Annotated in this window: 11 protein-coding genes; 6 read left to right on the top strand and 5 right to left on the bottom strand. The window is 35.8% G+C overall.

Annotated features, from left to right (window positions below; genetic code table 11):
• Nucleotides 1–370: 370 nt before the first annotated feature.
• Nucleotides 371–1,033: a DUF4294 domain-containing protein gene (locus Q0Q99_RS09270; RefSeq protein ID WP_293894730.1), complete on the bottom strand. Its 663-nt coding sequence runs from the start codon at nucleotides 1,031–1,033 to the stop codon at nucleotides 371–373.
• Between the two features lie 127 nt (nucleotides 1,034–1,160).
• Here Q0Q99_RS09270 and Q0Q99_RS09265 point away from each other — a divergent pair, with 127 nt between their 5' ends.
• Nucleotides 1,161–2,249, top strand: a complete 1,089-nt coding sequence (locus Q0Q99_RS09265) for a M42 family metallopeptidase (protein WP_293894727.1) — start codon at nucleotides 1,161–1,163, stop codon at nucleotides 2,247–2,249.
• A gap of 73 nt (nucleotides 2,250–2,322) precedes the next feature.
• Here the strand turns inward: Q0Q99_RS09265 and Q0Q99_RS09260 are convergent, their stop codons facing one another.
• The 3 genes from Q0Q99_RS09260 to Q0Q99_RS09250 form a co-directional block, all read right to left on the bottom strand.
• On the bottom strand, nucleotides 2,323–2,763 hold the full coding sequence (locus tag Q0Q99_RS09260) for a hypothetical protein (RefSeq protein ID WP_293894724.1): 441 nt from the start codon (nucleotides 2,761–2,763) through the stop codon (nucleotides 2,323–2,325).
• Between the two features lie 155 nt (nucleotides 2,764–2,918).
• Nucleotides 2,919–3,878 carry a phosphoribosylaminoimidazolesuccinocarboxamide synthase gene (locus Q0Q99_RS09255; protein WP_293894721.1) on the bottom strand — a complete coding sequence of 320 codons (960 nt, stop codon included), beginning with the start codon at nucleotides 3,876–3,878 and terminating at the stop codon, nucleotides 2,919–2,921.
• Between the two features lie 139 nt (nucleotides 3,879–4,017).
• Nucleotides 4,018–4,968 carry a PhoH family protein gene (locus tag Q0Q99_RS09250; protein WP_293894718.1) on the bottom strand — a complete coding sequence of 317 codons (951 nt, stop codon included), beginning with the start codon at nucleotides 4,966–4,968 and terminating at the stop codon, nucleotides 4,018–4,020.
• A 123-nt stretch (nucleotides 4,969–5,091) separates the two neighbouring features.
• Between Q0Q99_RS09250 and Q0Q99_RS09245 the strand changes: the two genes are divergently transcribed.
• The 5 genes from Q0Q99_RS09245 (at nucleotide 5,092) to dnaN (ending at nucleotide 10,022) form a co-directional block, all read left to right on the top strand.
• Nucleotides 5,092–5,913, top strand: a complete 822-nt coding sequence (locus Q0Q99_RS09245) for an SAM-dependent chlorinase/fluorinase (protein ID WP_293894715.1) — start codon at nucleotides 5,092–5,094, stop codon at nucleotides 5,911–5,913.
• Nucleotides 5,914–5,922: 9 nt separating this feature from the next.
• Nucleotides 5,923–6,219, top strand: a complete 297-nt coding sequence (locus Q0Q99_RS09240) for a putative quinol monooxygenase (RefSeq protein WP_293894712.1) — start codon at nucleotides 5,923–5,925, stop codon at nucleotides 6,217–6,219.
• Nucleotides 6,220–6,349: 130 nt separating this feature from the next.
• Nucleotides 6,350–7,075 carry a gliding motility-associated ABC transporter permease subunit GldF gene (gldF, locus tag Q0Q99_RS09235; protein ID WP_293894709.1) on the top strand — a complete coding sequence of 242 codons (726 nt, stop codon included), beginning with the start codon at nucleotides 6,350–6,352 and terminating at the stop codon, nucleotides 7,073–7,075.
• Entirely contained in the window at nucleotides 7,075–8,757 is a 1,683-nt protein-coding gene (gene gldG, locus Q0Q99_RS09230; RefSeq protein ID WP_293894706.1) for a gliding motility-associated ABC transporter substrate-binding protein GldG, read from the top strand. Before gldF ends, gldG begins: the two co-directional genes overlap by 1 nt.
• A 146-nt stretch (nucleotides 8,758–8,903) precedes the next feature.
• On the top strand, nucleotides 8,904–10,022 hold the full coding sequence (gene dnaN, locus Q0Q99_RS09225; protein WP_293894703.1) for a DNA polymerase III subunit beta: 1,119 nt from the start codon (nucleotides 8,904–8,906) through the stop codon (nucleotides 10,020–10,022).
• A 310-nt stretch (nucleotides 10,023–10,332) separates the two neighbouring features.
• Here dnaN and Q0Q99_RS09220 read toward each other — a convergent pair.
• On the bottom strand, nucleotides 10,333–10,595 hold a 263-nt coding region (locus tag Q0Q99_RS09220), incomplete at its 5' end, for a T9SS type A sorting domain-containing protein (protein ID WP_293894701.1).

Genomic DNA, 10,595 nt, shown 5'->3' with positions numbered 1-10,595 from the left:
AACCAACAAGGCTTTTTAAAATTATTTTTGAATTTATTTTAATCTCCTCGTTTTTCCAGTTTTTAAATAGAACTTCACTCTTGCGGGGTGCAAATATAAAAACTAAATCACTTTTGTTCCAAATAAATTTTGAGGTTTTTTTGCCTTTTTTTTAAGAGGTTGATAACTCGGGTTTTACAATTGATCATCGTTGGTGGACCCTAACGGCAGTCTGCATAATTGTTGATGAAAACCAAAAGTCATCAATAGCCCCGATAGGAGCTGGCTACCCTGCCGGACGGCAGGCAGGCATGTAGCGCGGATAGCGGGACGAGGCGTCCTGGAAACTACAATTGCCGTGCTCCTTCTATTTTAAACGAAATATATGGGGTTATTTTTTAGAGGTTTTCTTTTCCCAAAAATCATAGAGTTCATCTATATCTACCGTTTTTGCGGGTGTTTGATTAACCAATCTGCCTCTGACAAACGCGCGATCTAGAATGGATTCTATTAAAAAATCTTCGTTCACCTCAAAAGGTGCGTATTTTGTTTTGAGATTTATATCGAATAGTCTCGCGGTGTTATTAGACCAAAATGCTTTCCAGCCGCTTTTATAATCCTTGATCAATTCGAATGTTGTAAAACCTGTTTGACGATGGATTAATTTAACCAGTATTTGGCCTTGTTTTCTTGAGAGCTTCTTTAATTGTCCTGTGAATTCATTTTCCATATAATCCTCGACTATCTTGAAGTATTTCTTTTTTTCTCTATTTGTTTTCATTTTGTCCATATTCTTATTCAAAACTGTCAACCGCTCAGCTGCAATTTTGGCAATTGGATAAACTTTATAGACTCTGTTTTGAAGTAATTGAAACTCTTTCATTTCTTCGTGACTTAACTTATGTTTATAGACAACAACTTCTTCCAACGGAACAATAGTGTCATTTCCATCGGTTACGACTTCTTTTTTTGTTATAGAATCGTTTGTAATTTGTGCGTTTGAAATAAAGGAAACAGAAAGAAATAAAAAGAAGTAAATTAACTTTTTACTCATGCTTATAAAATTATTTTTTGGGTGTTCGTGAATCTTTGATTTCATCGATAGAGTTTGTTAGGGTAAAAATATGGAATATCCCTAACAACTGTAATGCCAAATTTATATTTTAGCAAAAAATATTTTTATGACAGCAAAATCTATTCTAACCAAATCCTCGCTTTCCTTTTTGGAAACCTATTTAAATAATGCCTCTCCAACTGGTTATGAATCGAATGGTCAAAAACTTTGGATGGATTATTTGAAACCTTATGTTGATACTTTTATAACTGACACTTATGGTTCGGCTGTGGGAGTAATCAATCCGGATGCAAAGTATAAAGTGGTTATTGAAGGACATTCGGATGAAATTTCTTGGTATGTGAATTACATTACAGCCGAAGGATTAATATATGTTATAAGAAATGGTGGTTCTGATCATCAGATTGCGCCTTCTAAAAGAGTTAATATCCATACTAAAAAAGGAATTGTAAAAGGTGTTTTCGGCTGGCCGGCTATTCATACCCGAAATCGCGGTAAAGAAGAATCAGCTACATTGCATAATATATTCATTGATTGCGGGTGTTCTACGAAAGATGAAGTCGAAAAACTTGGCGTTCATGTTGGTTGCGTAATAACGTATCCTGATGAGTTTATGATTTTGAATGGTAACAAATTTGTCTGCCGTGCCATTGACAATAGAATGGGTGGTTTTATGATTGCCGAAGTTGCCCGACTTTTAAAAGAAAATAAAAAGAAATTACCTTTTGGGCTCTACATTACAAATTCTGTTCAGGAAGAAATTGGACTTCGTGGTGCCGAAATGATTACCAACACTATAAAACCTAATGTTGCTATTGTAACCGATGTTTGTCACGACACAACAACTCCAATGATTGAGAAGAAAATCGAAGGCGATTTACAGATGGGTAAAGGTCCGGTAATTGCTTATGCACCAGCCGTTCATAATACGCTGAGAGATTTGATTGTGGAAACGGCTGAGGCGAATAAAATACCTTTTCAACGTCATGCTACTTCAAGAGCTACGGGAACGGATACTGACGCTTTTGCCTACAGTAATGGTGGCGTTGCTTCGGCTTTGATTTCGTTGCCATTGCGTTATATGCACACTACGGTTGAAATGGTTCACAGAGACGATGTTGAAAACGTAATTAAGTTAATTTATGAGAGTTTATTAAATATAGAAAATAACGATACTTTTTCCTATTTCAAATAATAACAAAACAAAAAGCATCCGCCGTGGCGGATGCTTTAACTTTCGCATGGCTGCGAAAGCAATCAACCTAAACTTATAATTTTAAGTCTACTGTAATAGTAGGATTGGTTTTGTACACTTTTACACATTGAATTTTACTGTTTATTTTTTCAAAATTTAAAGGGTAAAATTCAGTTGAAATAGTACTTTCAATAATTTGATTGTCTTCAGCAATTCTATCTTCAATAGCGTTTTCTAATGGAAGCGGTTGAACATCTTGTTCGATGTTTTCAGTGATTAACTTGTTTTCAGCTATCACATCCTCGATTGTTTTTACGTAAGTTGTTGTGATAACAGAATTTGGATTAAAAACTGTTGTGTCAGTTTCGTTTAATAATTCGTTATGGCTTGCGTTTTCTACATTTAATGAAGCGAATTCCTGTTGGTCCAAAACTTGATTTTCAAACTCAGTAGTTGCATTTGCATTAGTAAAGCTTAGAGCAACTAGTCCTAAAAAAATGATTGATGATTTCATGATGATGATTTTATATTTGTTATTAATATCCTATGCAAATATATGGCTAAAAACAGATACCTTGTTTTGCATAGTACTTAGATTTAACAAATTATTAACATTTAATCTTTATATGCGATACCATATCGGGCGAATGCAGTTATTGGAGAGTTGTTTTATCGATCGAGAAATCCTAATACATTCTTTTCAATTCTCTTATTGATGTCGGAAATATCAGCTTTGATAAATTTTTCGTATAATATGTTTTCGTATAATTCTATGTAGCGTTTCGAAACCGTTTCTATATATTCATCAGTCATATCCGGAATTTCTTGTCCTTCTTTTCCCTGAAAACCGTTTTCAATCAACCAGCGGCGAACGAACTCCTTAGATAATTGTTTTTGTTCTTCACCTTTGTCCTGACTTTCCTGATAACCGTCAGCATAAAAATAGCGAGATGAATCTGGTGTGTGAATTTCATCAATTAAAACAATCTTTCCGTGTTTGGTTTTCCCGAATTCATATTTAGTGTCAACCAAAATCAAGCCACGACTTGCTGCAATTTCAGTTCCACGTTGATATAAAGCATGTGTGTATTTCTCTAAAATTAAATAATCTTCTTCTGAAACAATTCCGTTTGCTAAAATAGCTTCACGCGAAATGTCTTCATCGTGTGAACCGTTATCAGCTTTTGTTGTCGGAGTGATTATTGGTCCCGAAGCTTCGGGAGGAAATTGGTCATTTTCTTTTAATCCTTCTGCCATAGTAACACCACAAATAGTTCTTTTTCCTAAAGCATACTCACGTGCTGCATGACCTGAAAGATAACCACGGATTACCATCTCCACTTTAAAAGGCTCACAAAGATGTCCAACAGCAACGTTTGGATCCGGAGTTGCAATAAGCCAATTCGGAACAATATCCTGAGTTAAGTGCATAAACCTGGTGGCAATTTGATTTAGAATTTGTCCTTTATAAGGTATTCCTTTTGGCATTACGACATCAAAGGCAGATAATCTGTCAGTAGCAATCATTACCAACAATTCGTCGTTAATATTATAAACTTCACGGACTTTTCCGCGATAAACAGATTTTTGTCCAGGAAACTGGAAATGGGTTGTAGTTAAAGTATTCATTATGTTGTGTTGTTGTGGGTGCAAAAATAGGAATTTGAAGTAAATTTTAAGGCATCAACAATAATAAAAAAAGAACCCCGCCAACTTTAGTTTAGCAGGGTTGAGATTCTTCCTTCGTCAGAATGACAAGTTAATACTTTTAATCGTTATTCTCAATACTCTTGTAGGCATCAATTACTTTTTTGACTAACCTATGACGAACAATGTCTTTGTCATCAAGATAAATGATACCAATACCTTCAACATCTTTTAAAACAAGTATAGCTTCTTTCAACCCCGAAATGGTTCTGCGCGGCAAATCAACTTGTCCCGGATCACCCGTGATGATAAACTTAGCACTTTTTCCCATACGGGTTAAAAACATTTTCATCTGCGAATGGGTTGTATTCTGAGCTTCATCCAAAATCACGAAAGCATTATCTAGGGTTCTTCCACGCATGAAAGCCAATGGTGCAATTTGTATAATTCCTTTTAGGATGTAATCTTCCAAAGTTTGTGGTGGCAGCATATCGCGCAAAGCATCATATAATGGTTGCATGTATGGATCGAGTTTTTCTTTCATATCTCCCGGAAGGAAACCCAGATTTTCTCCGGCTTCCACCGCAGGACGTGTTAGAATAATCCGTTTTACCTGCTTTTCTTTTAGTGCTTTTACCGCCAGAGCGACGCCTGTATAGGTTTTCCCAGTTCCGGCTGGACCAACAGCAAAAACCATATCGTTTTTGGCTACATAATCTACAAGTTTTTGTTGGTTAGGCGTCATTGCTTTAATAAGCTTTCCTCCTATTCCGTGCACCAATATTTTATCACTGTCGGGCATACGCTGTTCTTCCTGCAAATTGCTATGTATAACCCTGTCGATAACGTTATCATCAATATTGTTATATCGTGTGAAATGCAACATCAGGCGGTTAAAGCGCATTTCGAACTCATCCAGTTCTTCTTTTTCGCCAAATGCCTTGAGGGTTGTGCCACGAGCGACAATTTTGAGTTTAGGGTAATACCTTTTAATAGTTTCAAGATGAGTGTCTTGAGCGCCCCAAAATTCTTTTGGTGCGATGTCGTGTAGTTCAATGATACGTTCGTTCAAAAGCAGCAGTATTAAATTAAAATAATTCGCTATATATTATTAGCTTTGTACCCAAATTTAATCAAATAAAACTACAGGCCTCACTATTTTGGGAACTGATTTCAACCAAGTTATAAACAATCAATGTCAATAATCACCTTAACAACCGATTACGGATTGAAAGACCACTTTGTCGGGGCTTTGAAAGGTAAATTATTATCAGAGTTTCGCGAAGCCACTATTATTGATATTTCCCACGATATTGATGCTTTCAATGTTGCCGAAGCTTCTTATATAATTGGTGCAACTTACAGCAGTTTTCCAAAAGGAACCGTTCATTTGATTGGTGTTGACATCGAATTGAATACGGAAAATCAGCATATTGCCATGCAGTGGAATGATCAGTACTTTATTTGTGCCGATAATGGGATTTTGAGTATCCTGATACAGAAAATCGTTCCCCAAAAATTGGTTGTTATCAATATCCATGACCGTTTACCGGATGACGCCACCGATTTGGATGTGTTTGTAAAGGTCGCCTGTCATTTAGCAAAAGGCGGTTTGCTCAACGTTATTGGCAAAGAAATTAAAGCCATTAAAGAAGTTACCGAACTTCAGGCAATTGTTCAGGAAAACCAAATTAAAGGATATGTGATTTACATCGATCATTTAGGTAATGCGGTGACCAACATTTCCAAGAAATTGTTTTTGGAAGTGGGTAAAACGCGCCCTTATGAAATCCAGTTTAAGAATAAAATCATTAAAACCATTTTACCGAAATACTCTGATATTGGTATTTCCTCCAACTATCCACTAAAGTATTATGAAGGGGAAAAATTAGCTATTTTTAACGAAGCAGGCTTTATGGAAATTGCCATTTTCAGGAGTAATCCTGATACAGTTGGTTCAGCTTCCAGTTTATTAGGGTTGAGTTATAGAGATGTTGTGACGATTGATTTTAATTAGAAAAAGACAATGTTCATACGAATAGTAAAAATGAGTTTCCACGAAGAAAATATTCCAAAGTTTTTGGAAAATTTTGACGTGATGAAAGAAAAAATACGCGGTGCTGAAGGCAATCGTTTTCTCGAATTGTATCAGGATAAAAACAATCCAAGTATTTTCTTTACCTATAGTTTTTGGGAAGCCGAAAATGACTTGGAAAACTACCGGCAATCAGAATTGTTTTATGATGTTTGGACATTCACCAAAAAACTATTCAATGAAAAACCGGAAGCATGGAGTGTGGATAAAATAGTAAGTTTAACTTAAAAGTTGTCGGTTTTCAGTTATCGGTTAAAAACGGATAACAGATAACAGACAACAGATAACAGATAACAGATAACAGACAACAGATAACAGACAACAGATAACAGACAACAGATAACAGACAACAGATAATATGAGATCAATAGCGTTACGCGAAATAAAATCCTTCTTTGGTTCACCAATAGGTTACCTCGTGATTGGATTGTTTCTATTGCTCAACGGATTGTTCCTTTGGGTTTTTGATGGCGAATACAACATCCTGCAAAGTGGTTTTGCCGATTTGAGCCCGTTTTTCACTTTGGCACCATGGATATTTATTTTCCTTATTCCAGCCGTGACGATGCGTAGCTTTTCGGATGAAAAAAAACAGGGAACAATTGAATTATTATTGACAAAACCATTATCGCTTTGGCAGATTGTAAACGGTAAATTTCTCGGTTCTTTTTTACTAATTGTTATTGCGCTTTTGCCAACCTTAGTTTATGTTTGTGTGATTTCAAGCTTGGGAATGCCCGAAGGAAATATCGATATGGGAAGAACTATGGGTTCTTATTTTGGATTACTATTTTTAGTTGCAGCTTACACTTCTATCGGAATTTTTACATCCACGCTTTCCGAAAATCAGATTGTGGCCTTTTTACTTTCTGTTTTTTTATGTTTTCTGTTTTACTTTGGTTTTGAAGGAATTTCAAATTATGCCAAAGGTTTTGAAGATGCTGTTTCCCGAATTGGAATGGATAATCATTTCAAAAGCATGTCGCGAGGCGTTTTAGACACAAGAGATATTTTATATTTTGTGAGTGTCTCATTTTTGTTCTTGTCGTTTACGGTTTTTAAACTTAAATCCTTAAAAACGTAATGAGCGCTATCAAAAACAACTTCAAAAAAATCGTTGTTACTATTGGGATAATAGTACTTCTGAACATTGCAGGGCATTTTGTTTTTAAACGATTTGATTTAACTGCTGACAAACGCTATACGCTTTCGCAAACCTCATTAAACATTGTAGCTGAAGTTAAAGAACCATTGTATATCGATGTTTTTCTGGAAGGAGATTTCCCTGGAGAATTCAAAAAACTACAAACCGAAACCCAACAATTGTTAGAGGAATTTAAGGCGCAGAATTCGAATATTATTTTCCAGTTTGTCAATCCTTTAGAAGATGAAGAGGCAAAAGAAAAAACCTTGCAGTCATTTATGGAACGCGGTATGACACCCGTAAATGTGACGGTAAACGACAAAGGGCAACAAACACAGGAAGTCGTTTTCCCCTGGGCTGTGGCTACTTGTGGCAATCGTTCGGTAAAAGTGCCTTTGCTGAAAAACATGATGGGCGCATCAACAGCCGAAAAAGTGGTGAGTTCGGTGCAGCATTTAGAGTATGCTTTCGCTAATGCTATCAATACGGTTTCAAAAGCCAAGCAAAAGAAAGTGGCCGTTATTCAAGGAAATGGTGAATTGCAAGATGTTTTGATGGCTGATTTTATTAAATCCGTTAAAGACAATTATTATATCGGGCCATTTACTTTAGATTCCGTTGCCAAAAGTCCGGTAGAAAGTTTGAAATATCTGAAAAAATACGATTTAGCCATTATCGCCAAACCAACAGAAGCCTTCTCTGACGAAGAGAAACAAGTCTTAGACCAATATGTCATCAATGGTGGCAAAACGATTTGGCTGATAGATCAGGTCAATATGGAAATGGATAGTTTATACAATCAATCGGGTTCCAATTTAGCATTTCCAAGAGATTTGAATCTGAATGATATGTTCTTCAAATATGGCATCAGAATTCGCCCTGATTTAATTTTCGATTTACAAAATACTCCAATTGCTCTGGCAACTGGCGGACAGGGAAGCGCAACACAGTACACACAATATCCGTGGTTTTATTCGCCATTGATTTATCCGACAGTGAGTAACCCAATCGTGAGCAATCTGGATGGAATAAAATTTCAGTTCACGAGCCCAATTGAACCATTGAATAATGCCATTGAAAAAACCATTTTGCTGCAATCATCACAATATTCGAAACTGGTTGGAACTCCTGCAGAAATTAATTTAAAAATGGTTTCAGAACGACCAGACCAAAAAGAATTTACTGGAACAGGAAATTATCCTGTAGCCGTTTTATTGGAAGGACAATTTCATTCAGTTTATGAAAATAGGGTTTTACCGTTTACCGATTCCAGCTTTAAAACTTCTGCAAAAAACAGTAAAATGATTGTCGTTTCGGATGGTGATATCATTCGGAATCAATTGGACAAAAACTTACAGCCAATGGAATTGGGTTATGATAAATGGACCAATAATTTATACGCCAATAAGGAATTCATGATGAATTGCGTCAATTATTTACTGGATGATACCGGACTTATTAACATTAGAAGCAAGGAAGTGAATCTGCCTATTTTGGATAAAGAAAAAGTTTATGCTTCCTACACGCAATCGCAAGTCATAACTGTAGCAGTACCAATAGTTATCTTGCTGTTATTTGGCGTGGCATTTACCTTTCTGCGCAAGCGAAAATATAGTAAGTAATGTTAATAAAAAACTTTTTGAAATCCCCTAGTTTAAGATATATTTGTAAAAAATAAACAGAAATGAAATGCCCAAGACAAAGGTTTGTTATAAACGCATTTTACAAGGCATTCCATCTTCCATTAAAAAACAAATAAAAAATTCAGATGAAATTCATAGTATCGAGTTCATACTTATTAAAACAACTGCAAGTTTTAGGTAGCGTTATTAACAGTAGTAATACTTTGCCTATTTTAGATAATTTTCTTTTTGAATTAGATCATAAAAACCTTAGCGTTTCCGCTTCTGATTTAGAGACAACAATGTCGGCTACATTAGAAATTGATTCTACCAGCAAAGGAAGCGTTGCGGTTCCTGCCAAATTGTTATTAGACATTCTGAAAACATTTCCGGAGCAACCGTTGACTTTTACCGTTGAAGAAAACAGTACTATCGAAATCAGTTCTAATTCCGGAAAATATGCTATTGCGTATGCTCCCGGAGAAGAATTTCCAAAATCGGTAAGCTTGGACAACCCATCGTCAACAGTGGTTCCTTCAGATGTTTTAGCTACAGCGATTAGCAAAACTATTTTTGCTGCCGGAAATGATGATTTACGTCCCGTGATGAGCGGTGTATTTTTCCAGTTTTCTCCGGAAGGTTTGATTTTTGTGGCAACCGATGCTCATAAACTAGTGAAATATGCACGTGCCGATGTGAAAGCTTCACAAGTTGCTGATTTCATTATGCCAAAAAAACCTTTGAATATTCTGAAAAGTATTCTTGGAACATCTGATGCTGATGTAACTATTGAATACAACGATTCGAATGCTACTTTCTCCTTCGAGAGTTATATTTTGACTTGTCGTTTAATTGATGGGAAATATCCAAATTATGAAGCGGTAATCCCAAAGGAAAATCCAAATAAACTGATGATTAATAGAGTTCTGTTACTGAATTCTGTTCGTCGTGTTGCTATTTTCTCTAACAAAACTACACACCAGATTCGTTTGAAAATTGCCGGCGCAGAGTTGAATATTTCTGCTGAAGATATTGATTACTCAAACAAGGCAGAGGAAAGACTAACTTGTGATTATCAAGGCGATGATATGCAAATTGGTTTCAACTCAAGATTCTTATCTGAAATGTTGACAAATTTAACTTCTGACGAAATTATGTTGGAAATGTCGATGCCAAATCGTGCTGGAATTTTAACGCCAATCGATGGCTTAGATGAAGGTGAAACCGTAACCATGCTTGTGATGCCGGTTATGCTGAATAACTAAATATAAACTAACCTTTATACCTGAAAACCGTAATTTTGAAAGAGATTGCGGTTTTTTTTATTTTTTAATGCATTGACAAAACCTAACAGTTTGAAATTTAGATCTATTCTGATATGCAATTTACAACGTACAAACTGATGTGCTATAAGTTAGTTTAACCCGCAAGAGATTCCAGTACAATTAGTTTCGAAATTATTTCCGGAACTACTCTAACTACATTTGAAGGACAAATCAATAAATACCAACAGATTCAATAAAAAAAGACCCTCGATTTCTCGAAGGTCTTTTTACTTTATTAATTTGTTATTACTTATCGTTTGATAACGCGAAGTGTTTTAACTTCCTCGCCTTGTGTTACAACAACGTTGTAAACTCCGCTAGGATAATGATCTCCGATATGTTGTTCAACAATATCGGTAGCTCTCACTTCTGTTCTTTCAATAAGTCTTCCGGTCATATCATAAACCACGATACCTACTTTCGCCTCACTTGCAGTTGTTAAACTCAAATTGAAGGTTTCACTGTATGGATTCGGATACGCAACTACATTAAATGAAGCCGTAATTCCTGCAT

The sequence above is a fragment of the Flavobacterium sp. genome, from assembly GCF_025352425.1.
Taxonomy (GTDB): domain Bacteria; phylum Bacteroidota; class Bacteroidia; order Flavobacteriales; family Flavobacteriaceae; genus Flavobacterium.
Note: the sequence above shows the minus strand (reverse complement) of the source record. Positions and strands in the feature narration are given on the sequence as shown.

What these genes read in the sequence shown, in the direction of transcription:
- Q0Q99_RS09270 (WP_293894730.1), bottom strand. Translation starts at nt 1,033, where the DNA reads ATGAGTAAAAAGTTAATTTACTTCTTTTTATTTCTTTCTGTTTCCTTT.
- Q0Q99_RS09265 (WP_293894727.1), top strand. Translation starts at nt 1,161, where the DNA reads ATGACAGCAAAATCTATTCTAACCAAATCCTCGCTTTCCTTTTTGGAA.
- Q0Q99_RS09260 (WP_293894724.1), bottom strand. Translation starts at nt 2,763, where the DNA reads ATGAAATCATCAATCATTTTTTTAGGACTAGTTGCTCTAAGCTTTACT.
- Q0Q99_RS09255 (WP_293894721.1), bottom strand. Translation starts at nt 3,878, where the DNA reads ATGAATACTTTAACTACAACCCATTTCCAGTTTCCTGGACAAAAATCT.
- Q0Q99_RS09245 (WP_293894715.1), top strand. Translation starts at nt 5,092, where the DNA reads ATGTCAATAATCACCTTAACAACCGATTACGGATTGAAAGACCACTTT.
- Q0Q99_RS09240 (WP_293894712.1), top strand. Translation starts at nt 5,923, where the DNA reads ATGTTCATACGAATAGTAAAAATGAGTTTCCACGAAGAAAATATTCCA.
- gldF (WP_293894709.1), top strand. Translation starts at nt 6,350, where the DNA reads ATGAGATCAATAGCGTTACGCGAAATAAAATCCTTCTTTGGTTCACCA.
- gldG (WP_293894706.1), top strand. Translation starts at nt 7,075, where the DNA reads ATGAGCGCTATCAAAAACAACTTCAAAAAAATCGTTGTTACTATTGGG.
- dnaN (WP_293894703.1), top strand. Translation starts at nt 8,904, where the DNA reads ATGAAATTCATAGTATCGAGTTCATACTTATTAAAACAACTGCAAGTT.